The sequence below is a fragment of the Salinicola sp. genome (genome assembly GCF_982684285.1).
The window spans coordinates 1-25796 of record NZ_CEXLVS010000004.1 but is presented as its reverse complement, the minus strand read 5'-3'; the positions used below and the strand labels follow the sequence as shown (position 1 = coordinate 25796).

At 64.8% G+C, this 25796-nt stretch carries 21 protein-coding genes; 7 read left to right on the top strand and 14 right to left on the bottom strand.

From position 1 onward, the window contains the following. Nucleotides 1-197: 197 nt before the first annotated feature. Nucleotides 198-1508 carry a carbohydrate porin gene (locus tag AC3AYF_RS00835; RefSeq protein WP_487779298.1) on the top strand — a complete coding sequence of 437 codons (1311 nt, stop codon included), beginning with the start codon at nucleotides 198-200 and terminating at the stop codon, nucleotides 1506-1508. Nucleotides 1509-1649: 141 nt separating this feature from the next. Here the strand turns inward: AC3AYF_RS00835 and AC3AYF_RS00830 are convergent, their stop codons facing one another. The 3 genes from AC3AYF_RS00830 to AC3AYF_RS00820 form a co-directional block, all read right to left on the bottom strand. Continuing rightward, nucleotides 1650-3176: a tripartite tricarboxylate transporter permease gene (locus tag AC3AYF_RS00830; RefSeq protein WP_295035543.1), complete on the bottom strand. Its 1527-nt coding sequence runs from the start codon at nucleotides 3174-3176 to the stop codon at nucleotides 1650-1652. Nucleotides 3177-3178: 2 nt separating this feature from the next. Next, nucleotides 3179-3721 carry a tripartite tricarboxylate transporter TctB family protein gene (locus tag AC3AYF_RS00825; RefSeq protein WP_295035545.1) on the bottom strand — a complete coding sequence of 181 codons (543 nt, stop codon included), beginning with the start codon at nucleotides 3719-3721 and terminating at the stop codon, nucleotides 3179-3181. 80 nt (nucleotides 3722-3801) lie between these two features. After that, on the bottom strand, nucleotides 3802-4782 hold the full coding sequence (locus AC3AYF_RS00820) for a Bug family tripartite tricarboxylate transporter substrate binding protein (RefSeq protein WP_295035547.1): 981 nt from the start codon (nucleotides 4780-4782) through the stop codon (nucleotides 3802-3804). Nucleotides 4783-5081: 299 nt separating this feature from the next. Between AC3AYF_RS00820 and glnE the strand changes: the two genes are divergently transcribed. Together glnE and AC3AYF_RS00810 are read left to right on the top strand one after the other, a co-directional pair. Next, complete coding sequence (glnE, locus tag AC3AYF_RS00815) at nucleotides 5082-8042, top strand: bifunctional [glutamate--ammonia ligase]-adenylyl-L-tyrosine phosphorylase/[glutamate--ammonia-ligase] adenylyltransferase (protein WP_487779297.1); 2961 nt, start codon at nucleotides 5082-5084, stop codon at nucleotides 8040-8042. 68 nt (nucleotides 8043-8110) lie between these two features. Continuing rightward, on the top strand, nucleotides 8111-8728 hold the full coding sequence (locus AC3AYF_RS00810) for a YrbL family protein (RefSeq protein WP_295035549.1): 618 nt from the start codon (nucleotides 8111-8113) through the stop codon (nucleotides 8726-8728). A gap of 75 nt (nucleotides 8729-8803) precedes the next feature. On the opposite strand, the gene trhO is transcribed toward AC3AYF_RS00810, so the two are convergent. From trhO to AC3AYF_RS00780, 6 genes are all read right to left on the bottom strand, one after another. Beyond that, the gene (gene trhO, locus AC3AYF_RS00805; RefSeq protein ID WP_295035551.1) at nucleotides 8804-9751 is read right to left on the bottom strand and encodes an oxygen-dependent tRNA uridine(34) hydroxylase TrhO; all 948 of its coding nucleotides are present in this window, start codon (nucleotides 9749-9751) and stop codon (nucleotides 8804-8806) included. Nucleotides 9752-9932: 181 nt separating this feature from the next. After that, entirely contained in the window at nucleotides 9933-10859 is a 927-nt protein-coding gene (locus AC3AYF_RS00800) for an ornithine cyclodeaminase family protein (RefSeq protein ID WP_295035553.1), read from the bottom strand. Further along, complete coding sequence (locus tag AC3AYF_RS00795) at nucleotides 10856-11338, bottom strand: OsmC family protein (protein WP_295035554.1); 483 nt, start codon at nucleotides 11336-11338, stop codon at nucleotides 10856-10858. The genes AC3AYF_RS00800 and AC3AYF_RS00795 overlap by 4 nt, the downstream gene beginning before the upstream one ends. A 15-nt stretch (nucleotides 11339-11353) precedes the next feature. After that, nucleotides 11354-11989 carry an FMN-binding negative transcriptional regulator gene (locus AC3AYF_RS00790; RefSeq protein WP_295035556.1) on the bottom strand — a complete coding sequence of 212 codons (636 nt, stop codon included), beginning with the start codon at nucleotides 11987-11989 and terminating at the stop codon, nucleotides 11354-11356. 1 nt (nucleotide 11990) lies between these two features. Continuing rightward, nucleotides 11991-12737, bottom strand: coding sequence for a GNAT family N-acetyltransferase (locus AC3AYF_RS00785; protein ID WP_295035557.1), 747 nt, complete (start codon nucleotides 12735-12737; stop codon nucleotides 11991-11993). A 4-nt stretch (nucleotides 12738-12741) separates the two neighbouring features. Further along, entirely contained in the window at nucleotides 12742-13236 is a 495-nt protein-coding gene (locus AC3AYF_RS00780) for a GNAT family N-acetyltransferase (protein WP_295035558.1), read from the bottom strand. A 94-nt stretch (nucleotides 13237-13330) separates the two neighbouring features. On the opposite strand from AC3AYF_RS00780, the gene pdxR reads away from it, so the two are divergent. Further along, a complete protein-coding gene (gene pdxR / locus AC3AYF_RS00775) occupies nucleotides 13331-14782 on the top strand; it encodes a MocR-like pyridoxine biosynthesis transcription factor PdxR (RefSeq protein WP_295035575.1) in 1452 nt (483 codons plus the stop codon). A 26-nt stretch (nucleotides 14783-14808) separates the two neighbouring features. Here the strand turns inward: pdxR and AC3AYF_RS00770 are convergent, their stop codons facing one another. Then, complete coding sequence (locus tag AC3AYF_RS00770; protein WP_295035560.1) at nucleotides 14809-16074, bottom strand: mechanosensitive ion channel family protein; 1266 nt, start codon at nucleotides 16072-16074, stop codon at nucleotides 14809-14811. A gap of 159 nt (nucleotides 16075-16233) precedes the next feature. Then, nucleotides 16234-16749 (bottom strand): YchJ family protein, encoded by a 516-nt coding sequence (locus AC3AYF_RS00765; RefSeq protein ID WP_295035562.1) that lies wholly within the window; start codon nucleotides 16747-16749, stop codon nucleotides 16234-16236. A gap of 148 nt (nucleotides 16750-16897) precedes the next feature. Here AC3AYF_RS00765 and AC3AYF_RS00760 point away from each other — a divergent pair, with 148 nt between their 5' ends. Beyond that, nucleotides 16898-17611 (top strand): DUF3581 family protein, encoded by a 714-nt coding sequence (locus AC3AYF_RS00760; protein ID WP_295035564.1) that lies wholly within the window; start codon nucleotides 16898-16900, stop codon nucleotides 17609-17611. A 169-nt stretch (nucleotides 17612-17780) separates the two neighbouring features. Then, the gene (locus AC3AYF_RS00755; RefSeq protein ID WP_295035566.1) at nucleotides 17781-18587 is read left to right on the top strand and encodes an ion transporter; all 807 of its coding nucleotides are present in this window, start codon (nucleotides 17781-17783) and stop codon (nucleotides 18585-18587) included. A 217-nt stretch (nucleotides 18588-18804) separates the two neighbouring features. On the opposite strand, the gene AC3AYF_RS00750 is transcribed toward AC3AYF_RS00755, so the two are convergent. The 3 genes from AC3AYF_RS00750 to AC3AYF_RS00740 are packed head-to-tail and all read right to left on the bottom strand — an operon-like array spanning nucleotide 18805 to nucleotide 23194. Beyond that, on the bottom strand, nucleotides 18805-19263 hold the full coding sequence (locus AC3AYF_RS00750; RefSeq protein WP_295035568.1) for a nitrite reductase small subunit NirD: 459 nt from the start codon (nucleotides 19261-19263) through the stop codon (nucleotides 18805-18807). Further along, nucleotides 19260-21878, bottom strand: a complete 2619-nt coding sequence (gene nirB, locus AC3AYF_RS00745; RefSeq protein ID WP_295035570.1) for a nitrite reductase large subunit NirB — start codon at nucleotides 21876-21878, stop codon at nucleotides 19260-19262. The genes AC3AYF_RS00750 and nirB overlap by 4 nt, the downstream gene beginning before the upstream one ends. Beyond that, the gene (locus AC3AYF_RS00740) at nucleotides 21875-23194 is read right to left on the bottom strand and encodes an NAD(P)/FAD-dependent oxidoreductase (protein WP_295035572.1); all 1320 of its coding nucleotides are present in this window, start codon (nucleotides 23192-23194) and stop codon (nucleotides 21875-21877) included. The genes nirB and AC3AYF_RS00740 overlap by 4 nt, the downstream gene beginning before the upstream one ends. Before the next feature lie 651 nt (nucleotides 23195-23845). Here AC3AYF_RS00740 and AC3AYF_RS00735 point away from each other — a divergent pair. Beyond that, nucleotides 23846-25796: molybdopterin-dependent oxidoreductase (locus tag AC3AYF_RS00735; RefSeq protein ID WP_487779296.1), on the top strand; the 1951-nt coding region annotated here is incomplete at its 3' end.

Sequence of the window (25796 nt, the reverse complement as noted above, 5' to 3'; positions counted from 1 at the left end):
GGATGTCGGCAATGACACCATGACCACCGAAAACGACATTCGACCCTGTCGCCGCGGTACTCCCCGGTCACGGCGCTTCATCCTTTAGTCGTCTTTGTCGCCTGAAGCGGTTCGACCGGCTATCGAAGCGGGGCCGCCGGGACTATCATTCCTGGCGCATTAGTAACGTGCTAATTATTTTTTCAGGAGTTCAGGTCATGATGGATGTCACGTTGCGGGTCATCAGAATCGGTGGGGCATCGGCGTTACTGTTGGGCGGTCTCGGAATCATCGGCCCGGCGCAGGCCTACTCGGCGTTTTCTCCGGATTCGCCCTATCTGCTGGGGGACTGGGGAGGCGAGCGCACGGCACTGGAGAGCGCCGGGATCTCCTTCGACTTCGATTACGTGGGCGAGGCGGCCACGATCCTCGATGGCGGCTATCACGACAGCCATGTGGCGAAATACTCGGACCAGTTCGCGGTCGGTGCCAATTTCGATCTCGACAAGCTCGCTGGCATTCCCGCTGCTGAATTTCAGGTCACCGTCACCAATCGCAACGGTCACAGCGTCAATGCCCGGATGAGCGATCCCGGCGCCACCGTTGGTGGCTCGTCGGTGCAGGAAGTCCAGGGGCGCGGGCCGGTCACACGACTGACCCAGTTCTGGTATCGCCAACGGTTCTTCAATGACGCGCTCGCCGTCAAGCTCGGGCGAATCCCGTTCGGCGACGACTTCGCCACCATCGACAGCAATTTCCAGAACCTTGCCTTTGGTAGCGCCCAGCCCGGCAACTGGGGTAACAACATCTACAACTGGCCGATCGCCCAGTGGGCGGCGGTGATCCGTGCCAACTTCACCCCAGAATGGTATGCCCAGGTCGGTGCTTTCAACATCAACGACAGCAACCTGGATAACGACAACGGTTTCGACCTGCGCACCAGCGGCACCGAGGGCACCCTGTTCCCCGTGGAAGTGGGCTACACGCCGAAGCTGGATGGCATGGCCGGCGCCTACAAACTCGGCTTCTACACCCAGAACGTGGAGAATCGCGCCTATGGCGATGGTCCGGATACCCGCACCAGTGACACCAACACCGGGCTCTACTACGTGGTCCAGCAGCAGGTGACCCAGCGTGGCGGCAACGCGGATCGTGGCCTGACGCTGTTCAGCATGGGCAACGCCAACAACGGTGACACCGCGGGCATCGATCGCTACGTCTCGATCGGCGCGACCTACGCAGGGCCGTTCGATGCGCGTCCGCAGGATGACGCCGGCATCGGCCTGGCGTATCTTCACGTCAACGACGACGTCAACGATTATGTCGGCTACTACAATGCCACGCCGGCCGGTTCGCTCTCGCCCCTACCGCGTCAGGGTCACGAATACGACGCCGAGGTCTACTACAGCTTCAACCTGACCAACTACCTGACGTTACGGCCCAACCTGCAGTACGTGGCCAATCCGTCGGCGGTGGATTCGGTCGACAATGCCTGGGTGGCGGGCACCATGATCACGGCGAGTTTCTGATCAGGGCCGGTTTGCAACCTCATGTGCGATCGGCTCCACGCAAGAACGGCTGCCCTTGGGCAGCCGTTTCCGTGATGGTGCTTCGATACCGTCCGCGCCAAGCGTTGGCTTCGAATCGCGCATGGCCGCGACAGGCTCCTCCTATGCGGGCCGTGTTCCCAGCCCGTTATCCTTGGGCTTGCGAATCACCATGAAGTAGAAGAACACCGCGGTCAGCGCGATGAAGAAGAGGCTGTCCGGGCTGGTGAAGAAGATCAGCGGGTTACCGTCGTTGATGGAAAGCGCTCGACGGCAGTACTCCTCCAGGCTCGGACCGAGCACGAACCCCAGCAGCAGGCAGACGGTGGGATACTTCTGCTTGCGCAGGTAGTAGGCCAGCACGCCGAACACCAATGCCAGCGCCATCTGGAACGTGGAGTAGGTGGCCACGTAGCTGCCCACCAGTGCGACGATGGCAATGCTCGAGTAGAGCACGTCACGGCGGATCGACACGATCTTGAGAAAGTAGGGGCCGAGCAGGTAGAGCGTCAGCGGGATCAGGATCAGGGCGCTGACGAACAGCGAGGCGAACATCGGCGCGATCAGGTCGAGCTGCTGGGTCATGAACTGCGGGCCGGGCTGGAGGCCGTTGATCACCAGCACGCCGAGCACGATGGCGGTGGTCGGATCGCCGGGGATGCCGAACGTCAGCATCGGCACGAACGCGCCGCCGCACATCGAGTTGTTGGCGCATTCTGCCGCCGCGATACCTTCCGGGTTGCCCTTGCCGTAACGCTCCGGATGCTTGGAGGAGCGCATCGATTCGGCGTAGGAGACGAAAGCCGCCATCGAGCCGCCGGCGCCGGGGAGAATGCCCACCGCGTAGCCGATGACCGCGCTTTTCAGGTAGCGCAGCGCGCCGATCTCGCGGACTTCGGAGAGCGGCGGGATGAAATCGCGACGTCTCACCCTGGCCGCCTTGATCATGCTCGGGTCGACGGTGCGGGTGCTGCGACTGTCGGCTTGGACCAGTAGCTCGCTGATGGCGAAGGTGCCGATGATCAGCGGCATCATGTCGATGCCCTGGACCAGCACACCGGTGCCGAAGGTGTAGCGGGCCAGCGGCTGGACCACGTCGATGCCGATGGTGGCGACCATGACGCCGAACAGGGTCGCGATCATGCCCTTGGTGATCGACCCGCGCTGGGAAATGATGATCACGATCAGCGCAAAGGCGATCAGCGAGAACTTGCCCGGCGTGCGGATCAGCAGGGCCACGTCCGCCGCCAGCGGTGCCATCACCATCAGCAGCAGGGCGCCCAGCGAACCGCCGATCATCGAACCCAGTGCGGCATGACCGAGCGCCTTGGCACCCTCGCCGCGCTGCTGCATCGGGTAACCCTCCAGGGCGGTCATCATCGACGAGGGCGCCCCGGGAATGTTGATGGTGGTGGCGGTGATGCTGCCGCTGCACATCCCGGCCATGAAGATGCTGGCGCAGGCGACCAGCGCCGTGGTCACGTCGAGGCTGTAGGTCAGCGGCAGCAGCAGGGCAATGGCCAGTACCGAGGTCAGCCCCGGCACCGCGCCGAAGAAGGTGCCGATCAGGAATCCCCCGATCATGTAGAGCAGGGTTTCGGGATTGGCGAGGGCGGCGAAGCCACCCAGCAGCCCGGAGATCGCGTCCATGATCATTGACTCCAGAGAGTGGGCAGGCGGACCTGGAAGACGACCTCGAACAGCAGGTAGCCCGCCAGGGTGATGGCGATGGCGGCGATCAGCTTGGTCGGCCATTTATCGCGGAAGCCGCCGCCGAACAGACAGCAAAGCAGTAATACGTAGACGAACGTCGCGACGAAGTAGCCGATCAGATCGAACGCCAGCAGATAGCCCGCCGTCAGCACGACGACGCCGATCGCGCCGAGTGAGAGCCCGGCGTACTGGCGGCCGCTGGGAATCTCATCGTGGCTTTCCGCGTCGACTGGCGACGATTCGGCGGATGCCCTGGCCCTGCCGCGCAGCGCATGAACCATGGCGCAGGAGAGCGCAATCAGCATGATGATCGCGGTCGCGATGGGGAAGAAGGACGCGGTCATGTTGCCGGCCTTCATCGGTGGCCCGAGCTGGATCGCCGAGACCAGATAGATCAGGGTGATGAGCGCGAGCGCCGCCGGCACGAAGAATTCACCACCCAGTCCAGCGCGTCGGGAAGAGTGCGGAGATGATGGTTTCAACGACATAGGGCACCTGAAGTCGCAGCGCTGCGCCATGCGAACGGCATGGCGCAGTGTGGATAGGAACGAACGCGGGTGGCTTATTTCTCCAGCACGCCCTGGTCGACCAGATCGTCCATGGTGCTGAAGAGCTGCTGCTGGGTATCGTTCGCCCACTGGGTCACGTCGTCGGCTCCCAGCCAGGCGGGCGTCACGCCGATCTGTTTCAGCCACTGCTGGAATTCGTCACTCTCATAGGCCTTGTGGTACGTGGCTTCCAGCTTCTCGATCACGTCGTCCGGCGTACGCGCCGGGGCCACCATGATGATGAAGCTACCCATCTGCAGGTCGAGGCCGGTATCGGTCTCGGTGACCGGCGGTACATTGGGGAAGCCTTCATTCTGGGTGTCGGAAAATTCGACCAGACCGCGCGCCTGGCCGGACTCGATCAGCGGTGCCAGATCGCCGAGACTGGTGACGACGGCATCGGCTTCGCCGTTGAGCAGGGCTTCCTTTTGCGACGCTGCGCTGTTGTCGTAGGAGACGATCTTGAACTTGGCGCCGGTCTGTTCCTGGAGCTGCAGCAGTGTCAGATGGGTTCTGGCCCCCATGTTCTGGATGCCGACGCGGATACTGTCGGGCTTTTCCTTGGCCGCGGCAATCAGGTCATCCAGCGTCTTGTAAGGAGAGTTTTCCGGCACGGTGATCGCATCGGCTTCGCTGGTGATGCGCGCAATCATGCGCATCTTGTCCATGTCGAAGCCGGGCAGCATGTTCTTCCACGGGATCGTGATGATGCTGTCATAGGTGATCGCGGCGATGGTCTGTCCGTCCGGGCGCGCTTTCATCAACTGGAGCAGGCCGGTTGCCGTCATGCCGCCTTCCACGTTCTCGACATACATCGAGACGGGCAGCGACTCTTCGGCGATGTTGGAGGCCTTGCGAACGATGGCGTCGGTACCGCCGCCGGCGGCTGCCGGCACGATGACGCGGATATCCCGATTCGGGAAGTCGGCTTGGGCGGTGCCTACCGTCAGTGATGCCAGGCAGGCGATTCCCAGCAGGGTTTTCTTGAACGTCATGGGGTAATCCTTGGCAGTGGGTGGACTTCGAGAGTGGGGGCGGCAGATCGAGGAGCGCTTGTGGTTGGAGGAGTGCACCTGGCCCCGGCTGATTGGCTTGTGCCTTTGTAGTCGGTTTATTCGTACGATGTAATACAACCTTGGTTTGACACCGTGCATCTGGCCGAGCGACGGCACCAGTCGGTCGAGGCATCGGCACGTAGGCAACGACCTTCGTCGCTTGGGTCTCGCTAGAGGCTTTCGTTATGCTGGTCGGGCCTATCCGCGTTGACCCGACCATCGCCTGTCTGGAGCCCCTGATGCCGTTACCCGAGTGCTGGTTTGCCGAGATGGATGTCCCCGCGGAGCTGGAAAGTGCCAGCCGCGAAGCCAGGCAGCGGCTGGAGGAGGCGGTAGGCGCCGGCGTGGAGCCGGCGGTCGCCGAGGCGTGGCATTCGCTGGACGGGACCCGGGGAGGCGAGCTCGCCCGTCTGGTGCTGCTGTCGGACTTCGCGCTGGATGCCCTGGCTACGCGCCCGGCGTTGCTGCCCGCCGCGCTGGAGATGGGCGAGCTTGAAGCGGCCCCGGACCGGGCGCTGCTGGAGGAGATATTGCGCGAGGCGCTGGCGATGGCGGACAGCGAGGAGACGCTTCACCGCGTCTTGCGTCGTTTCCGCCAGGCGCGAATGCTCGGCATCGTCTGGCGCGACCTCAACGGTGGCGACATGTGGCGGACCGCCCGCGCCGTCTCCGAACTGGCGGAAATCTGCCTCGAAGGGGCGCTGGGGTGGCTCGAGGGGCATTTCGCGGCCCGCTGGGGGACACCGGCTCCACGCGCCGACGGCGCGGCCCAGCGCCTGATCGTGCTGGGCATGGGCAAGCTCGGCGCCGGCGAACTCAACCTCTCCTCGGACATCGACCTGATCTTCGCCTTTCCCGAAAAGGGCACCACCCAGGGGGGAGCGCGAGAGTACGAGCACCAGCAATATTTCACCAAGCTGGGGCAGAAGCTGATCGCCGCACTGGACGCGATCTCCGCCGACGGCTTCGTGTTCCGGGTCGACATGCGACTGCGCCCGCTGGGCGATGGCGGGCCGCTGGTCGGCAGCTTCAACACCTTCACCAGCTACTACCAGGACCAGGGGCGGGAGTGGGAGCGCTATGCCATGCTCAAGGCGCGCCCCGTCGCCGGCGACATCGATGCCGGATACCAGCTGCTCGGTGAACTCAAGCCTTTCATCTACCGCAAGTATCTCGACTTCGGTGCGATCGAGTCGCTGCGCGACATGAAGGCGATGATCCATCGCGAGGTCAAGCGGCTGGGACGGGACGACAACATCAAGCTGGGGCGAGGGGGGATCCGGGAGGTCGAGTTCGTGGTCCAGGCGTTTCAGTTGATACGTGGCGGCCGGGACACCGAACTTCAGGTGACCTCGCTGCGGGATGCGATGTCGCAACTGGTCGCGCTGGAGCTGCTGCCGCAGGCGGTGGTCGACGAGCTGCGCGAGGACTACGTCTTCCTGCGGGATCTGGAACATGCGCTGCAGGCGCAGCAGGACCGCCAGACGCAGACGCTGCCGGGCGACCCGGAGAACCAGGCGAGGTTGGCAATGGCCATGCGGATGCCGGACTGGGGGGCGTTGAGAGAGGCGCTCGCGGCCTGTCGTGAGCGGGTGAGACGTCATTTCGACGCGGTGATCGCCGATCCCGATGACGAATCGCCGTCCCCGGAGGACGAGACCGGCCGGCACGACGTCGCCTGGCGGCAGCTGTGGCAGGGGGAGATGGACGACGCCGAGGCGGAGCGAACGATGGCGGCGGCAGGCTTCGAGCTGCCCGAGTCGCTGCGGCGACTGGGCGCCTTCCGGGACTCCCGCGGCGTGAAGTCGATGCAGCGGATCGGCTACGAGCGTCTCGATGCCGTCATGCCGCTGCTGCTGGAAGCGGCGGCGGAGAGCGAAGCGCCGAGCGTGGCCCTGGAGCGCGTGCTGCCGCTGATCGAGGCGGTGCTGCGGCGTACCGCCTACCTGTCGCTGCTGCGCGAGAATCCGCAGGTGCTGCCGTCGCTGGTACGGCTCTGCTCGGCCAGCCCCTGGATTGCCGAACAGCTGGCCCGCCATCCCATCCTGCTCGACGAGCTGCTGACCCCCGCGACGCTCTACTCGCCGGCCGACAAGCAGCGGCTGGCGGATGAACTGCGCCAGACCCTGGCGCGGATTCCCGAAGACGACGAGGAGGGGTGGCTGGAGGCGATGCGGGTCTTCAAGCAGACCCAGGTGCTGCGCGTGGCCGCCTCCGACATCGCCGGGGGGCGCGTGTTGATGAAGGTCAGCGATTACCTGACCGCGATCGCCGAGGTGGTGCTGGATAGCGTATTGCGGATGGCGTGGCGCTCGCTGACGGCACGATACGGCCAACCCAGCGCCCGGGATTCGGCGGATCAGGCGGGTTTCCTGATCGTCGGCTACGGCAAGCTGGGTGGCATCGAGCTGGGATACGGCTCCGATCTCGACCTGGTGTTCCTATACGACGCCGCGCCGCAGGGCGTCACCGACGGTGCCAAGTCGATCGACAACCTGGTGTTCTTCACCCGTCTGGGCCAGCGGATCATTCATCTGCTCACCGCCACCACGCCAAGCGGCACGCTCTACGAGGTCGACATGCGCCTGCGCCCTTCGGGCAATGCCGGGTTGCTGGTCTCCTCGCTGGACGCGTTCGCCGAGTACCAGCGCAAGGAGGCCTGGATCTGGGAGCATCAGGCGCTGGTGCGCGCACGGGCGGTGGCCGGCGACGATGCCCTGGGCGAGCGTTTCGAGGCCGTCCGCCGGGAAGTGCTGGGGCGAGAGCGCGACTGCGACGAGCTGCGTCGGGAAGTGGTCGGGATGCGGCACAAGATGCGCGAGCATCTGGGTAGCGGTGCCGAGGCAAGAGAGGCGGGGCAGTTCCACCTCAAGCAGGATGCCGGTGGCCTGGTGGACATCGAGTTCATGAACCAGTACGCCGTGCTGGCCCTGTCGGCAACGACGCCGGCCCTGCTCGAGGTTACCGACAACATGCGGCTGCTGGATGCGCTGGCCCAGAGCGGCAGGTTACCCGAGCAGGATGCCCGCGATCTGCAGGCGGCCTATCTGGCCTATCGCGACGCCAGTCACCGGGCGGCACTGGCCAAGGGGCGCAGCCTGGTGTCGGGGGAGGTCTTCGCCGATCATCGCGACACCGTCTCCCGGCTGTGGGATCGCTGGATGCGCCCGGCGTCCGACGATGAGACGAAAGATCACTGAAAACACCGTTTGATTAAGATAACATTAACGGGTCATGACGCCTGCGTTACGGTTCGGAGTGGCCCACCGTGTATCGACTTTCCCATCTCAATGAAATTGCCCACGGCAACGATCGGGCGATCTACCGGCATCCGGATCGGCCCGAGCGCTGCATCAAGGTGCCCCGCTTTCCCGAGCGCGGCAGCCACCAGAACGAGCGGGAACAGGTCTACTTCGACGTTCTGAAGGCGCGCGGCCTCGACGACTGGCGCCATGTCCCGGAATATTTCGGAGCGATGGAGACCGATCATGGTCCGGGGCTGGTGTTTGGGCTGGTGACCGATGCCGATGGCCAGATCTCCTCCACCATTCGACAGTACCGTGATCGGGGCGAGACGGCCTGGTTCGCCACCCGTGCGTTCGCCGACGAGCTTCAGGGGCTGTATCACTATCTTCGCGACAACTGGATCGTGCCGTCCGATATCAACGACCGCAACATCGTCTGCCAGCGCCTGGCCGACGGCTCTCGGCGGCTATGGCTGATCGACGGCGTCTCCAACCCGGACTTCATGCCGCTGGCCAACGTCTGGCCCTGGTTCGCGCGTCAGAAAGTCGATCGGCGGATGCGACGTTTCTTTGCCAAGTTGAGTGGCTACGGCTTGCTGCCCGAACCGGACCGGAAGGAGCTGGTGCGCAGCGCGCACTGAGCCGGCCCCGGCGACACCCTCGGCGTTCGAACGACGGCCTCCCGAAGCGATCGGGAGGCCGTTTTGCATCCGGCGTCAGGCGTTCGACGTTTCGCGCGGGTTGCGACCGATCGGATGCGGCTGGTTGCGGGCTCGGGCCAGCTCGATCTGCTTCTGCCGCTCGCGGGCACTGGCCCGCGTCTTTTCCGGTAGCGAATCCCAGCAGTGGGGGCAACTGATCCCCGGCGTGTACTTGTCCGACGACTGGTCCGCGTTGGAGATCGGCATGCGACAGGCATGGCACTGCTCGAACTCGCCCTCGCTCAGGTCGTGGCGAACGGTGACCCGGTTGTCGAACACGAAACAGTCGCCGCGCCAGCGGCTCTGTGCCTCCGGCACCCGCTCCAGATAGCTCAGGATGCCCCCCTTGAGGTGGAAGACTTCCTCGAATCCCTCGTTGAGCATGAAGCTCGACGCCTTCTCGCAGCGGATGCCCCCGGTGCAGAACATCGCCACCTTCTTGTGGCGGCTGGGATCGTAGTGTTGCCTGACGTACTCGGGGAACTCGCGGAACGACTTGGTCCTGGGGTCGACCGCACCCTCGAAGCTGCCGATGGCCACTTCGTAGTCGTTGCGGGTATCGATGACCAGCACCTCGGGATCCTCGATCAGCGCGTTCCACTGCTCCGGCTCGACATAGGTGCCGACCCGACGGTTCGGGTCGACGTCGGGTACGCCCATGGTGACGATCTCGCGCTTGAGCTTGACCTTGGTGCGGTAGAACGGGTGCGCGTCGCAGTAGGATTCCTTGTGGCCCAGCTCGGCAAAGCGGGGATCGCGCTTGAGCCAGCCGAGCAGCGCGTCGATGCTCTCGCGGGTGCCGGAAACGGTACCGTTGATGCCCTCGTTGGCGAGCAGCAGCGTGCCCTTGATATCGAGGCGCTGCATCTGGGCGAGCAGCGGCTCGCGCAGGGCTTCGAAGTCGTCGAGAGTGACGAACTGATACAACGCCGCGACTACGATCGCGGGATCGCTTGATGACATGCTCAGACTCCTGGTAGTCGCCCTCGCAAAGGGCGGACCGGGTTGATAAAAAGGGCGCGGTCACGGGCGCCTTGGACAGTTTTCTGGCGCGGTCACGGGCGCCTTGATAGCCGAACGCCGCGCATTCTACGCCGCTGAGCGGCGGCGTCCAGTGACCGACCGTCGCAGCGGGCGGTGCGGGCTACCGCGCGGTTGCGGCGATATAGCGGGCAATCATCAGGTCGAGGTGGGCACCGCCACCATTCTTGAACACGGTGATATCGCTCTCCGCCTCGCGGCCCGGGGCGCCGGCGAGCAGGTCGCGAAAATCGGCGAGGACGTCGGCCTCGGCGATGACGCCGGCGGCGAGGGGAATCTTCAACTCGCCGATATGGCCGAGCGTGGTCTCGCGGCTGTCCACGAACAGCCGGGCCTTCTGCAGCAGCGTATCGTCCGCTTCACGCATGTCGGCCTTGAACGCGCCGATCAGGTCGACATGGGTGCCTGCGCGGATCCACTCGCCCCGGAGGAACGGGGTTCGCGCCATGGTGGCGCTGGCGATGATATCCGCCGATCCGGCCGCCGTTTCCAGGTCGCTCACCGCCACCACGTCCAGGCCGCGAGCTTCACAGGCGCTGGCGAGAGCCCGTGCCTTGTCGTGAGTCCGGTTCCACAGGCTGATGCGCTCGAGGCCGGGGAACAGGGCGGTGTAGGCGTCGATCAGGCTGGCCGCGACATTGCCGGCGCCACAGATGAGCAGATGGCGACTCTCCTGCCGGGCCAGCAGCAGCGCGCCCAGCACGGAGTCGCTGGCCGTCTTGATCTCGGTGACCAGTCGGCTCTCGATGATCGCCTTCAACTGGCCATCCTCCGGGGCGAAATAGAGCATGGCGCCCTGAACGGTATCCAGGCCGCGGGCGGCATTGCCGTCGAAGACGGTGACCGCCTTGGCGCCATAGCCGATGCCGGGGATGAAACAGGAGCGATTGAGCAGCGTCCTGTCGGCAGGCCCCAGGAAGGTGTCGTCGATCTCCGGTCGGGCCGCGAGATGGCCTTGGCGCAGGGCCTCCACGGCGCCGGCCCAGGAGAGCCGGTCGCGGGCTTCGGTATAGGTGATGAGTCGGGTCATGGGGTCTCTCGGGGTTCGACGATCTCGGTGACGACGGCGGTCTTGACCGAGTTGGCGATGAAGCAGCCCCGGTGGGCCTGGTGGTGCATCGTCTCGAGCTGTTCGGGCGTCGGTCGGCGCTCGCCGGAAAACGTCACCGCCGGGCGCAGCGTGACCCGCGTCATCGCCAACCGGCCGGCGTCGTTCTTTTCCAGCACGCCGACGGCGTTGTCCTCGTAGTGCTCGACGACGAAGCGTCGTTTGGCAACGATACCGAGAAACACCAGCATATGGCAGCTGGAGAGCGCCGCGACGAAGGCTTCCTCGGGATCGACGTTGGCATCGACCGAGTAGGGGAGCGGGACGATATGGGGAGAAGAGGAGGCCGGGACCGTCACGCCGCCATCGAAGTGCCAGTGATGGCCTCTACTGTATTGGCTATCGATGAAGGTCTCCGTTAGCTGACGCTGCCAGCGCACGATTGCGTTGTATTCGGACATAGGGCTTTCCCGATCTCATTCGATTCCACTTAGGGTTTTGGCATTATCGGGAGGGTGACCGTATTCGCTTTGAAGACCCTCAAGAATGGCCTCGCGCTCCTCGATAGGCTTGTTCTGGCTCGCCTTGCGTTTGCCCTCGATGCGCTGGATGGTCAACTCGACGCCGACGATGGCCCGACACATCTTGGTGATGAAATCCGCCGGCGCGTCGTCGATCGACCAAGGTAAGGCGCGTTCGCGCTCGAAGCGCTCGGTCAGCGCGCCTACCACGCCATACAGCCACGCGGGGTCGTCGATCAGATGCAGTCTGCCATGGACATGAACCACTTCGTAGTTCCAGGTGGGGACGACCCTGCCGTGCGCCTTCTTGGCCGGATACCAACTAGGCGTGATATACGCCTGGGGGCCGTGAAAGATCGCCAGCGCCCGATGATCGAACGCGCGCGATGCCAACGGGTTGGCCCGAGCGATATGCCCGCGAAGCCTACCCCCCGACAGGTTGCCCTCGGCGGGTTCGAACAAAAGCGGCAGATGGTCGGCGGTTAGCCCGCTTTCGGCGCCGTGGGTGACCAGCGTGGCAAAGGGCGATTGCTCGATGGTCAACTGCAGGGTTTCGGCATCGTCGAGTCGAAAATGGCTCGGTTGGTACATGCTAGCGCTCACTTCTCGTCAGTTGCTCGGTCATGCTCGACAGCGATCGTCGTTGGCGCCCGTTGGCGTCGAAGTTCTCGGCTGCGAGCCACTGCTCGTGGCAGGCGTGGATCGCCGGCCACTCGTCGTCGACGATCGAGAACCAGGCCGTGTCGCGGTTGCGTCCATTGACCACCCGGTGCTGGCGGAAGACGCCCTCCGGACGGAAGCCCAGCCGCTCGGCCGCGCGTCGGGACGGGACATTGAGGGAATCGCATTTCCACTCCACGCGGCGGTAGCCGAGCGCGAAGGCGTATCGAATCAGCAACATCAACGCTTCGCTGGAGATCGGCGTTCGTGCCATGCGTACCGAGAAGTTGAGATGACCGATCTCCAGCGTGGCGTCGGCCGGGACGATGCGCAGGTAGGTTGCCATGCCCACGGCCTGGCCGTCGGCCGGATCGATGATGGCGTAGCAGACCGGGTCGCTGTCGCCACTCATCGCCTCCAGCCAGTGCTCGCATCCCGCCTGATCGTCGAAAGCACGGCCGCCCAGGTAGGTCCAGCGTGCCCTGGCCTCGCGATCGTTGGCGATATCGGGATCCGGCATCTGCCACGCTTGCCATAGCGATGGCGCATGCCGGCGTGGATCGAGCGGCTCCAGACGACAGAAGCGACCTTCCCGGACGCTCGCGTCCGGAAAAGGTGGCTCGCGCCAGTCCGGGATATCGTCGCCCACGGGCTGGCCGTATTCGTTGGTTGTCGTCATGGCATCAGACACTCAACAGAAAGGTGTGGAAGGCGTCGTCGCGTTTCCAGCCGAGCGCGCGGTAACGGGACTGGGCGGCGGTGTTGTCGACCTGGGTGCGCAGCATCAGTTGGGCAACGCCGTGGTCGGACGCCAGCTCCCTGGCGGCCTGCAGCAGGGCGCTGCCGATGCCGCGGCAACGACCCTCGGGGACGACGAAGAGATCGTTGAGGATCCAGCGCGAACCGAGGGTGGTGGTCGAGGGTACCGGGAACAGCTGGGCGAAGCCGACGGCGGTGCCGCCAGCGTCATGGGCCACCAACAGGTGAGCGTCTCCGCGCCGGTAGCGTTCGCCCAGAAAGGCCCGGGCGCCCTCGGGATCGCTTGGCTGTCGATAGAACTGGCGGTAGCCATCGACCAGCGGTGCGATGTCGTCGATGTCTTCGGGGGTGGCGATGCGGATGTCGGGCATGCGGGGCTCCAGCAGGATCGGCGTGACTTGCCAGCAGTCTGGCGTCATGCTGGTTCTTCGATAAGAGCCAGTTAACGCAGGAGCGAGGGAACCAGTGAAGCAGCCCAATGCGCATCGCCCGTGGATCGTCGAAGCGTTGACGATGCGCCTCGCCACGCCGTCGTCGCTTACCCTGACCCAGCGCCTGTACCAGTCGCTGCGAGACTGGATCCAGCAGGGCAAGCTCAAGCCGGGCAGCGCGCTGCCCTCGTCGCGGCAACTGGCGCGCGAGCTCGGGCTGGGTCGCAACACCGTGCTGGGCGCGGTCGATCGATTGACCGCCGAGGGGTTCCTCGAGAGTCGGCCCGGCGCGGGGGTGTTCGTCGCCGAGTGGGGCGCGGCGGCGGTGGCGGGAAGGCGTCCGATGCCGGAGAGGGTGGCCGTATCGGCGGCACTTTCCGGCCGCGGCCAGCGCATTCTCGATGTCAGCGGCGTGTTGAGCGATCGCCACGCCGCCTTCGTGCCGGGCGTGCCCGCGCTGGACCGGTTCCCGCGCGAGCGCTGGCAGCGGTTGCTGCGTCGTCACCAGCAGCAGGCGCCGCTGGAGTGGCATGACTATCAGCATCGGGGAGGCGTGCCGGCACTTCGCGAGGCGCTCTGCGACTATCTGCGGTTGTCGCGATCGGTACGCTGCCGGCCCGATCAGATCCTGGTGACCCAGGGCGCCCAGCAGGGCTTCGAACTGATCGCCCGGTTGCTGGCCGATACGGGGGAGACGGTCTGGATGGAGGAGCCGGGCTACGGCGGTGCGCACGCCTGCTTCCTCGCCGCCGGGCTCGACATCGTGCCGGTACCGGTGGATGACGAGGGCATGGCAATCGCCACCCTGCCGTCCTCGGTGGCGACGCCCCGGCTGATCTACGTGACACCCTCGCACCAGTATCCCAGCGGCGTGACGATGAGTCTCAAGCGACGCACGGCGCTGATCGAAGCGGCCCAGCGTCACGGCGCCTGGATCGTGGAGGACGACTACGATAGTGAGTTTCGCTATGCCAGCGCGCCGATCGCCTCGCTACAGGGGCTCGTCGACGACGCACCGGTCATCTACGTCGGCACCTTCAGCAAGGTGATGTATCCCGGCTTGCGCTTGGGCTATCTGGTACTGCCGGATCCCCTGGTCGAGCCATTTCGGCGGGCCAATGCGCGACTCCACCGCGAGGGGCAGTACGTGGCACAGGCCGCGCTGGCGACGTTCATTACCGAAGGGCATTTCGCGCGCCACGTCTCGCGGATGCGGGAGCTCTATCGACAACGCCAGGCGGCCTTGCGCCATGCGCTGGCCCCGGCGGTGGCGAATGGCCTCGTGCTGTCGGCGGGAACGGCGGGCATGCACCTGGTTGCCGAATTGGAAAGCCCGGCGCTGGAGGCCGAACTGGTCTCTCGGGCAGAGCAGGCGGGGGTGCTACTGTCGCCGCTATCGCGCTATTTCCTGCGCGCTCCCGCCCGGCCAGGCCTGGTGCTGGGGTACGCCGGCGCCACCGACACCGAGATCGCCGCGGCTGGCCGCTGGCTGAGCGATGCCTGGTGCGCGCTGGGTCATCGTGGCGGGGCCTAGCCCCGAGATCGCCGCGCAACCGGGGATCAGGCGTCGCCCTCTTCCTGGGAATCGTCGGCGGGGCCCGGGGCCCTGGAGGGTTGGCGTTTACCGCGGGAAGAGCGGGGCGCGTCGTCGCCGCTGTCACCCGATTTCCGCTCACGGTCCAGTTGGGTCCCGTCTCGTTCGCCATCCTCGCGATCCAGGCCCTCGGGAAGATAGAGCCGAGATGCCGGAAGGGCCAGGCGGGCGCCGTGCCGGTCGATGATGTCACGGATCTTCAGCAGGATGGCCTGCTTGATCTCATGGAATCGCTGCCAGTCCGTCTCGTGGGTGAAGGCGTAGATCATGATGTCCAGCGAGTACTGACCGTAGGTGACGAAATTGACCGTGATCAGCTCGTCCTGGTTGATCTCCTCGTGTTGCTGCAGCAGGTCGCGAATATCGCCGGTGATGTTCTCGATCTTGCCGATATCCTGATAGCGGATACCGATGGTCTCCCACAGGCGGCGGCTGACCATCCGCGTCGGGGTCTCGACGGAAATCTGGCTGAACCAGGCATTGGGCACGTACAGCGGCGGCCCGGCAAAGGTCCGCACCGTGGTGAGGCGCCAGCCGATGTCCTCGACGATGCCCTCGATCTGGCGCTCGGGCGAGCGGATCCAGTCGCCGACCACGAAGGGCTTGTCCAGATGGACCACCATGCCGCCGAAGAAGTTGGCGATGACGTCCCGCGCGGCAAAGCCGATGACCAGGCCACCGAAACCGCCCATGGCCAGGATGCTCGACATCGACACCCCCAGGATCTGCAGCCCGATCAGCAGCAGCGTGACGATCAGCACGGCGCCGACGATCTTGGTCAGCGCCGATGCCGAGGTCGGGTCGACGGGCTTGGCATGGCAGTTGACCGGTGGGAATACCAGCCGCTGCTCCAGCCGCCGGAACAGGCGAATGCCGCCCCAGGCGACGAGCAGCAGCGTGATCAAGGCGCCGAGACGCGAGAACACGGTGGTCAGGCGCTCGATCTCGAAGTGCGCGCCGATGATGCCCAGGTCGACCATCAAGGCGGTGATCCAGACCCACCAGCGCAACGGCAGACGCAGGCCGTGGAGGATGGGGTCGTCCCAGCGGCGGGGCGAGTCGCGCAGGCGGCGCTCCATCCGGTTGAGGGTGAAGTACAGCGCGAGATCGATGATGAAAGCGACGAGGAGAATCAGCGCCGGGAGCACTATCCAGCCGGGGATGTGCAGCCACTGGCCGAGGGCTTCCTGCGCTTGGCTGAGGAGGTTGGTGGCGCTATCGGAAATTTCCATTCACCTGCTTTTCGTGTTCGCACATCGAAGCGCCATGGCGCCTCGAAAGGATTGATGGGCACACCGGAGCGTCGCGGATGGTGCATCGACAGGAGAAAAGCGTAGCGGGGCGCCGCAGCACGGTCCACTTGCCTGCGGCTCGGCCATGGAGAAGCGGTGTCAGCGCAGGCAGCAGCGTTTGGCTTTGCTGCCGCTTCCACACGGACAGGGAGCGTTGCGCGACGGGCTTCCGGCGGGAGGTGGATCGATGACGCCATCGATGTAGAGCCAGTCGCCGCGATGACGCCGGAAACGAGAGCGCTCGTGAAGCGTCTGGACCGGTTCGGCGGAGACGGCGTTCCAGGGACGAAAGCGCGCCTTGAATTCGACCGTGGCCTTCGCACCGGTCGTGCGGGTGCCGACGATCTCGAGGCCCAGCCATTGATTGTCCCGCCGGTCGAGCGCTGCGCTCGTGAGGGTCGGCTCGATCGCGTCGGGATCCCAGGTTCTGACCAGGTAGCTGCCCAGCCCGCCCAGCGCAAAGGCCGAATAGCGGGAGCGCATGAGCGCCTCCGGCGTCGGTGCGGTTTGCTCCAGACGATGGTAGATCCCGCAGCAGCGATCGTAGTGCCAGCCACTGCCGCAGGGACATGAACGGGGATCCGACGCTTCGTTGACTGTGGTTGGAACATTCATTTGGGTAAACTACGCTATCATTTGTCTCTAAATGTTAATGGTGCGCTGCGCTTTGAACGAAGTTGTGGTACAAGAGCGGCGCCGATTGTCAGAACCATCGTCAAGCCAGAACCAACGCCAAGTCACTCGACATGTGGGTCGACCACCTATGTTTCTCGACGAGTTCCATTCTACCGACGCGAACCGTATCTGTATCACGGCGGAGCAGGCCAGTCGGTTCGCGCGACAGATCGCGGGCGATTACAACCCGATTCACGATCCCTGCGCGCGCCGCTTCTGTGTCCCGGGCGACCTGCTGTTCGCACTGGTGCTGTCTCGCTATGGATTGTCACAGCACATGACCTTCCATTTTTGCGGGATGGTGGGCGATCGCGTGGCGCTGAGCTTCTGCGAGGAGGAGGCGGGAACCGTCAGTGTCGTGGACGAAAACGGCAAGCGTTATCTGAGCGTCAAGCGCAGCGGCTGGACGATCCGTGACCCCGCCACGGTGGAGACCTTCACCCGTCGTTACGTCGCCTTTTCGGGTCGCAACTTCCCGCATTACCTCAAGCCGCTGCTCGAGGAAAAAGGCGTGATGTTCAATCCCCGGCGTCCGCTGGTGATCTACGACAGCATGGGGTTCTCGCTCGAGGATCACGATCCCTGCGATCTGGATCTCGATTTTGCCGGTGCCAACCTGGACGTGAAGGGCAAGCGCGGGGAAGCGCACCTGGAGTTTCGCATGAGCTGCAATGGCCGTGACGTGGGTATCGGCTCCAAGAAACTGGTCATCAGCGGCCTGCAGGACTACGACGCGGAGAAGATGGATACCTTCGTGACCAACTTCGCCCAGTTGAAAGCCGCCAATCCCTGCTCGGCCTGACACCGGGATCCGGTGAGCGCGTCGACGCCGCCTCCAGGCCGCGCTTGACGCCGCATCGAACCGGACGATTCGCGTTTTACCGACCAAACCGCTGATAATGTCATTCACCCCGATCCTGCCGCGGTCCAATGGTCGCCGGTGCGGGTCGTTCACGTGAATGGGACTCGTCGTGAAAGAACACGTTACGCCGTTTCAGTTTTTTATCCTGGCGCTCTCTTTCTATGTCCTGGGGGCCATGCTCGCCGACATATTCTTCGCTTTGCCCCCCGAGATCAGCCGGCTCTTCGACTATCTGGATTACCTGGTCTGTTTGTTCTTCTTCATCGACTTCTGCCAGCGGTTCTATCGGGCGCCCAGCAAATGGCGCTACATGCGATGGGGGTGGCTGGACCTGCTGGCCTGCATACCCGCGGGATGGTTCCAGGCGGCGCGGCTGGTGCGAGTCGTTCAGGTCATTCGCGTGCTGCGCGCGTTACGGTCGCTGGAGTTGATCTGGCAACTGCTGTTCCGCAATCGCGCCGAGGGCGTGCTCGCCTCGGCCGCGACCGCTACCGTGATGCTGGTGGTGTTCGGCGCGATGACGGTGCTGATGGTGGAGACCCCGAATCCCGCCAGCCCGATCAATACTGCCGAGGAGGCGCTGTGGTGGGCCGTGGTGACCGTCACCACGGTGGGCTACGGCGATTACTATCCGGTCACCACGATGGGACGCGTGGTGGCCGTGATGCTGATGGTCTGCGGTGTCGGCCTGTTCGGCAGTTTCGCCGCTTACGTCAGCTCGCTGTTCGTCGAGGACCAGGGCGAGTCCGAATCGCGCCAGCACAAGGCGAACCGGCGGATGATGCGCCATATGATCGAGCAGGTGAGCGAACTTCAGCTGGAGATCGAGTCGTTGCGACAGGAGCTGCGCGACCACCGCCAAGAGTTGGCCGAGCGCCATGGGGGCGAGCGCGGCGGCGATAGCACGGAGCGATGAGAGCGATTGCGATATTGCATTGTCAGGGAAATATAAGGGTGCTAACATATTTCCATCGAATGCAAGATTCCTTCGCAGCAGTCGTTCGAGTCGCGTCTCCTAGTAACACCCCGCCTCGCCCGCGCATCCCCCCTCTTGCGCGGGCTTTTTTTGTGCCGGCTTCAAGGGCCCGGCGTTGTCGCAAGCCCGCGGCTATCAGTCTTTGTCGGGCAGCCTGTCAGGCACGGATCGTTCGTGGCTCCCGCAGCATCACGTCGTCGCCGTCGAAGGCGACCGACCAGTGGCGCAGACACTGACCGGGATCTTCCAGGCACTGGCCATCTCTCAGCCGAAAATGGTGCTTGTAGATCGGTGAGGCAACCACCAGCTCCCCTGCGAGGTCGCCAATAATGCCGCGGCCGATCACGTTGGCGCCGGAAAACGGATCGTGGTTGTCCACGGCGTAAAGCTCACCGACGGCTTCGGGTCGGGTAGACAGCTCACCGACGGCTTCGGGTCGATTAGACGGCTCACCGGCCGCTTCCGGCCGACCCGGTAGATAGAAAATCGCGATCTGATGGCCCTCGTGCCAGGCGACGACACCAGAGCCAGCGACCAGATCCTCCCGCGAGCAGAGGCGGACACGCTTTTTCCCCGCCACGGCGAGTTCAGAGACTTCGAGAATGGCAGTGCTCATGAGGTAATCTCCGTAGCCAGGGCGGCGATTTCTTCTTCTCTAGCCGGGCGCGGTTGATCGCGCTCGCTGACCGCGATGATGTCCGGATCGCTGCGCTGGTCGTTGACGAAGGTGCGGAAGCGCTTGAGCTTGTCCGGATCCTTGAGCGCGTTGGCCCATTCACACTCGTACTGATCCACCACGTGCTGCATCTGGGCCTCGAGCTCATGCCCCAGCCCCAGGCTGTCCTCGAGGATGACCGCCTTGAGATAATCGAGCCCGCCATCGAGGTTCTCGCGCCACACCGAGGTACGCTGAAGGCGATCGGCGGTGCGGATATAGAACATCAGCAGCCGGTCGATGATGCGCAGCAGTTCGGTATCGTCGAGATCGGTGGCGAACAGCTCGCCATGGCGTGGGCGCATGCCGCCATTGCCGCACACGTAGAGATTCCAGCCGTGCTCGGTGGCGATCACGCCGATGTCCTTGCTCTGGGCTTCGGCGCACTCCCGGGTGCAGCCGGAGACGGCGAACTTCAGCTTGTGCGGCGAGCGCAGCCCCTTGTAGCGATTCTCGATTCTCAGTGCCATGGCCACGCTGTCCTGCACGCCGTAGCGACACCAGGTGTTGCCCACGCAGGATTTCACGGTGCGGGTGGATTTGCCGTAGGCGTGGCCGGTCTCGAAGCCGGCGGCGATCAGCTCGCCCCAGATCTCCGGAAGTTCGTGCAACTGGGCGCCGAACAGGTCGATACGCTGGCCGCCGGTGATCTTGGTGTAGAGATCGTACTTCTTGGCCACCGCGCCGATGGCGATCAGCTTGTCCGGAGTGATCTCCCCACCGGGAATACGCGGCACCACCGAATAGGTACCGTTCTTCTGCATGTTGGCCATGAAGGTATCGTTGGTGTCCTGCAGTGGTACCAGCGAGGGATTGGTGATCGGCGCGTTCCAACACGAGGCCAGGATCGAGGCGACGGCCGGCTTGCAGATATCGCAGCCCAGCCTTCCCTTGCCGTGACGGGCATGGAGCGCTTCGAAACTTTGAATGCCCTCGACCCGGATGAGGCCGTAGAGCTCCTGGCGGGTATAGGCGAAGTGCTCGCAAAGGCTGCGGTCGACTTCGACCCCGCGACTTTCCAGCTCATGCTCGAAGACCTGCTTGAGCAGTGCCGTGCAGCCGCCGCAACCGGTGCTGGCCTTGGTTTCCCCCTTGAGCGCGCCGAGGTCGGTACAGCCGGCGTCGACCGCCTGGCAGACAGCCCCTTTGGAAACGTTGTGACACGAGCAGATCGTGGCACTTTCCGGCAGGGCATCCGCGCCCAGCAGCGGCGCGCCCTCGCCCTGGGGCAGGATCAGGCTGGCCGGATCGGCGGGCAGCGCGATGCCGTTCTGCACGTACTGCAACAGCGTGTCGTAATAACTGTTGTCGCCCACCAGCACGGCGCCCAGGGCGCGCTTGCCGTCGCCGGAGACCACCAGCCGGCGGTAGCCTTGGCCGGCTTCGTCGATGAAGCGGTAGCTCACGGCGCCTTCGGTCGCCGCATGCGCATCGCCGATGGAGCCTACGTCGACGCCAAGCAGCTTGAGCTTGGTCGACATGTCGGCGCCGCTGAACGGTTCGCCGCTATCGACCAGACAGCCGGCTACCGTGCGCGCCATGGTGTAGCCGGGGGCGACCAGCCCGAAGACCTGGCCGTTCCACAGCGCGCATTCGCCGATGGCGAAGATGTCCGGATCGGAGGTGTGGCAGGTGTCGTCGATCACGACGCCGCCTCGCTCCCCGATCTCCAGGCCACAGTCGCGGGCCAGCCGATCCTGGGGGCGAATACCGGCCGAGAACACGATCATGTCGGTCTCCAGCCACTCGCCGTCGGCGAAGTTCATGCGGTAGCGGTGGGTGTCGCCAGCGACAATCTCGCTCGTCGCACGAGCGAGATGCACCTGCACGCCCAGCGCTTCGATCTGACACTTGAGTGCCTCGCCGCCCTCGGCATCCAGCTGCACCGGCATCAGGCGGGGGGCGAACTCGACCACGTGGGCCTCTAGCCCCAGCGACTTGAGCGCGTTGGCGGCCTCGAGGCCCAGCAGGCCGCCACCGACCACCACGCCGCGGAGGATTTCGCGATCTTCCAGCGACAACGCCGCCTCGCGGATGCGGTCGAGATCGTCCAGCGTTCGGTAGACCAGGCGGGCATGGCCGCTATCGTCGGTCTCTGGCGTCGGTATCGGCGGCACGAAGGGATAGGAGCCGGTCGCCAGAATCAGCTGGTCGAAGTCGTGCAGGCCGCGATCGGTGGCGACGTTGCGGGCGTGGCGGTCGATCGCGATGACCGCTTCGCCCAGGCGCAGGTCGATACCATGGCGCGCACAGAAATCCGCCTCGCCCAGCGCCAGTGCATCGGCGTCGCTGCCGGTAAAGTAGTCGGACAGGTGCACGCGGTCATAGGCGCGATGGCGCTCCTCGCCGAAGACGGTGATTGCGTAGCGATGGTGGGCTCCGCGCTCGACCAGTTGCTCCAGGCAGTAGTGTCCGACCATGCCGTTGCCGATTACCAGCAGGCTGGGCTTGTCGGTCGTCGTGACCGGGGCGTGTGTCGTGACAGGGGCAGGTGTCGTACCAGGAGCGTGAGTCATGCCGCTTCCTCCAGTTTATCAGTGGCGTTGTCGGCCAGAAGTCGGGTGGCGTCATCGGCGCCGAACAGCAGTACGTCACGGCAGGAGCTCAGATCGTGGGCTTCACGGGCGTGGTGGAAATAGCCGGGGCCGGCGGCGGTGTCGCCGTAGAGCACCGCGCCGACGAGACGATCGTCGTGCAGCAACAACCGACGGTAGTCGCCGTTCTCGGCATCGGCGTAGGTCAGCGTCTCGTGCCCTGGCGGAATCTCGACCGGGCCGAAGGCAAAGATCGAGATATCCGCGACCTTGAGACGGGTTGCACACGGGATCTCGCGGTAGGGGGCGCTGTGCTGGCCGCAGAGCCGAGCGGCGAGCACATCCGCCTGTCGCCAGATCGGGTCGACCAGACCGTAGGTGTTGCCCTCGAACTCGCAGCACTCGCCGAGGGCGTGAATGGCGGGGTCGCTGGTCGTCAGCGTCGCGTCGACGACGATACCGCGGGCGGTCCTCAGTCCGGACTGTCGGGCCAGTGCCGTATTGGGCTTGATACCGGCGGCGACCACCACGCAGTCGGCAGGCAGTCGGCGGCCATCCTCCAACTGCACCGCGGACACGTTGCCATCGGTATCGCCTTCGCAGGCGGCCAGGTGGGCGTGGGTCTCGATGGTCAACCCGCGGCTCTCCAGTTCGGTACGCAGCCAGCTCGCCGCCGTCTCATCCAGTTGCCGGTTCATCAAGCGCTCGCTGCGCTGCAGCACGCTGACGGCCAGCCCTCGCTTGCGCAGACCTTCCGCCGCCTCCAGCCCCAGCAGCCCGCCGCCGATGACGACCGCACGGCTACCCATGGGTCGCGACGTGAGCCAGGCGGTATCGACGAGATCGCGGAATCCGCCGACATTGCCCAGCCGCATGCCGGGAACGTCCGGCAGGGCAGGGCGCGAGCCTGTCGCCAGTACCAGGCGGTCGTAAGCCACCGGTTCGCCCCGGTCGGTCCGGATCCGGCGTCGTCGCCGGTCGATGGCGACCACCCGTTCGCCCAGCCGCCATGTCACGCCCACCGTTGCGACGTCCTCGAGGGGGAGGTCGAGCGCGCTGCGTTCGATCTCGCCGGCCAGCCACGGCGACAACAGGATGCGGTTGTAGGCCGGCGAGGCTTCCTCGCCGATGACCGTGATGCGGTCGGGGCGGTCCGGTCGTTTCAGCAGCGCGCTCAGCAGGCGATGGCCGGCCATGCCGTTACCGACGATCACCAGATGCGCCGGGGCGCTGCAGGTATCCGAGGGCGGGTTCCGGGAAGCGTTCAGAAACCCGTTGAGGGAATCGTTCTGGGACATGAGGTCTCTCCCATCCGGCGTCGTGGCCGCCCCGTCAGGTGCTGGCCAGCAACGAAAAAGGCGCCTGATGACACGAAGCGGGGCTTCGCGGCATCAGGCGCCTTTGCCTGAAATTCGAACAGTGTCTGTCTCGCTGTCATGCGGTGGATGCCGACGGCATTGCGGGCATCGTTTGGCGTCGACGCGACCGCCGTTGGTCGTCGTCACGTCGTAGGAAGCGAAAAGCGTGCCAGCCCGATCCCGATATCGTCATTTCAGCGAGATGGGAAATGCTTTGGGCGCCGGGGATATCGAATTTGCGCAACATCGGTGCGCAGGCGGCGATGGCTGCACCAATGCGGGCCGTAGCGCCCGTCGACGCGTGGGGCGAAGCCGATGACGCCATGGGTCGAATGCGGCAAATCCTTGTTCTTCGGCTTTTCTGGCGATGTTGGACCCGTTCTTGCCTGTTTCAGGTCATCAAACGAAGTTGATCAGAGAGTCCTCGTCCCGGTCGACACGATCGATGCCAACGGCGGCATCGATCCAGCCAGGACGATGAGACTATCGATAACGCGCGGACGGGCAGTCATCTGTTTCGCCGCCAGCAGGCAACGAGGCCTGACGTCACCTTGAGTGATGTCAGGCCTTTTGCGTTTTTGGAGGCTCGCAATGTCAGATCGGCAGGCCAAGGGCCGTTCGATTACCGAAGACACCGCTACCGGTCCGCCTTTCAAGGACACCACCACCTGTCCGCCTTTCAAGGACACCACCACCTGTCCGTATTGCGGCGTCGGGTGTGGGGTCGTCGTCGAGCACGACGGCGAACGGGTGAGCGGCGTCGAGGGCGATCGGACGCATCCGGCCAATTTCGGCCGGCTCTGCGTCAAGGGTAGCGCCCTTCACGAGACCCTGGGCGACGAAGGGCGCTTGCTGCGCCCCCGTGTCGACGGCAAGTCGGTGGATTGGACGACGGCGCTGAATGCCGTGGTCACCCGGTTGGCGTCAACGCAGCGCGAGCACGGCCGGGGCGCGGTAGCGGCGTATCTCTCCGGCCAGTTGCTGACCGAGGACTATTACGTCGCCAACAAGCTGTTCAAGGGCTTTCTGGGTACGCCGCATGTGGATACCAATTCCCGACTCTGCATGGCCTCGGCGGTGGCCGCCTACAAGCGCGCCTTCGGAGCGGATGCCGTGCCGTGCTGCTACGAGGATCTGGAGTGCGCCGAACTGGTGGTACTGGCGGGTTCCAATCTGGCCTGGAACCATCCGGTACTCTATCAGCGCCTGAAGGCGGCCAAGGCGCGTAATCCATTGATGCGCGTGGTGGTGATCGATCCGCGCGTAACCGACAGCTGCGAAATCGCCGATCTCTACCTGGGGCTCGAGCCGGGCAGCGATGCGCGGCTGTTCAATGGCCTGCTGGCGTGGATGGAAGAGCAAGGTCGGGTCGATCACCGTTATCTGGAGCGCCACACCCAAGGATTCGAGGCGGCACTGAACGCCGCCCGCGAGGAAGACACCCGCCTCGCGGCCATCGCCCGCGACTGCGATGTCGATCCTGAACGGTTGGAAACCTTCTTCTACTGGTTCGCGACCCATCTGCACGTGGTGACGCTCTACTCCCAGGGTATCAACCAGTCGAGCAGCGGCACCGACAAGTGTCAGGCGATCATCAACTGCCACCTGGCCGGGGGCAAGATCGGTCTGCCGGGGGCCGGGCCGTTCTCGATCACCGGACAGCCCAATGCGATGGGCGGTCGTGAAGTCGGCGGGCTGGCCAACCAGCTGGCCGCGCACATGGACTATCACACCCCGGGCGCCATCGATCGGGTCACCCGTTTCTGGCAGACGGCCTCGCTCGTGCCGACGTTGCCGAACGAGCCGGGGCACAAGGCCGTCGAGCTTTTCGATGCCATCGAACGCGGCGAGATTCGCGCCATCTGGATCATGGCGACCAATCCGGTGGTCAGCATGCCCGACGCTAACCGTATCAAGCGCATCCTGGCGGCCTGCCCGCTGGTCATCGTCTCCGACTGCATGGCCAACGCCGAAGTGCTGGAAGTGGCGGATATCGTGCTGCCGGCCAGCAGCTGGGCGGAAAAGGATGGCACCGTGACCAATTCCGAACGTCGGATCTCGCGCCAGCGAGGGTTGCTTCGGCCGCCCGGTGAAGCGCGCCACGATTGGTGGATCATGAGCCAGGTCGCGGCCGGGCTGGGTTTTGGCGAGGCGTTTGCCTATACGCATCCCGCCGATATTTTCGCCGAAAATGCGCGGCTTTCGGGTTTCGAGAACCCCTCCGACAAACCGGGCGAGGATGCCAGGTTGTTCGACATATCCGGCCTCGCGGCGCTCGATCGTGCCGGTTACGAGGCGCTGGCGCCGATCCAGTGGCCAGTCAACGATCGCGCACCCAGGGGCACCGCCCGGCTGTTCGAGGATGGCCAGTTCGCCACGCCGGACGGCCTGGCGAAACTGCTGCCGGTGCGTCCGCGAGCCCCGCAGCAGGAGGTCAGCGCTCGGCGACCGCTGCGGCTCAATACCGGACGAATCCGCGATCAATGGCACACCATGACCCGTACCGGGCGCGCGTCGCGGCGGATGAATCATCGCCCGGGGC

Excerpts from the sequence above, each read along its gene's own strand:
- AC3AYF_RS00835 (WP_487779298.1), top strand. The coding sequence starts at position 198 with ATGATGGATGTCACGTTGCGGGTCATCAGAATCGGTGGGGCATCGGCG.
- AC3AYF_RS00830 (WP_295035543.1), bottom strand. The coding sequence starts at position 3,176 with ATGGACGCGATCTCCGGGCTGCTGGGTGGCTTCGCCGCCCTCGCCAAT.
- AC3AYF_RS00820 (WP_295035547.1), bottom strand. The coding sequence starts at position 4,782 with ATGACGTTCAAGAAAACCCTGCTGGGAATCGCCTGCCTGGCATCACTG.
- glnE (WP_487779297.1), top strand. The coding sequence starts at position 5,082 with ATGCCGTTACCCGAGTGCTGGTTTGCCGAGATGGATGTCCCCGCGGAG.
- trhO (WP_295035551.1), bottom strand. The coding sequence starts at position 9,751 with ATGTCATCAAGCGATCCCGCGATCGTAGTCGCGGCGTTGTATCAGTTC.
- AC3AYF_RS00800 (WP_295035553.1), bottom strand. The coding sequence starts at position 10,859 with ATGACCCGACTCATCACCTATACCGAAGCCCGCGACCGGCTCTCCTGG.
- AC3AYF_RS00795 (WP_295035554.1), bottom strand. The coding sequence starts at position 11,338 with ATGTCCGAATACAACGCAATCGTGCGCTGGCAGCGTCAGCTAACGGAG.
- AC3AYF_RS00790 (WP_295035556.1), bottom strand. The coding sequence starts at position 11,989 with ATGTACCAACCGAGCCATTTTCGACTCGACGATGCCGAAACCCTGCAG.
- AC3AYF_RS00785 (WP_295035557.1), bottom strand. The coding sequence starts at position 12,737 with ATGACGACAACCAACGAATACGGCCAGCCCGTGGGCGACGATATCCCG.
- AC3AYF_RS00780 (WP_295035558.1), bottom strand. The coding sequence starts at position 13,236 with ATGACGCCAGACTGCTGGCAAGTCACGCCGATCCTGCTGGAGCCCCGC.
- pdxR (WP_295035575.1), top strand. The coding sequence starts at position 13,331 with ATGCGCCTCGCCACGCCGTCGTCGCTTACCCTGACCCAGCGCCTGTAC.
- AC3AYF_RS00770 (WP_295035560.1), bottom strand. The coding sequence starts at position 16,074 with ATGGAAATTTCCGATAGCGCCACCAACCTCCTCAGCCAAGCGCAGGAA.
- AC3AYF_RS00765 (WP_295035562.1), bottom strand. The coding sequence starts at position 16,749 with ATGAATGTTCCAACCACAGTCAACGAAGCGTCGGATCCCCGTTCATGT.
- AC3AYF_RS00760 (WP_295035564.1), top strand. The coding sequence starts at position 16,898 with ATGTTTCTCGACGAGTTCCATTCTACCGACGCGAACCGTATCTGTATC.
- AC3AYF_RS00750 (WP_295035568.1), bottom strand. The coding sequence starts at position 19,263 with ATGAGCACTGCCATTCTCGAAGTCTCTGAACTCGCCGTGGCGGGGAAA.
- nirB (WP_295035570.1), bottom strand. The coding sequence starts at position 21,878 with ATGACTCACGCTCCTGGTACGACACCTGCCCCTGTCACGACACACGCC.
- AC3AYF_RS00740 (WP_295035572.1), bottom strand. The coding sequence starts at position 23,194 with ATGTCCCAGAACGATTCCCTCAACGGGTTTCTGAACGCTTCCCGGAAC.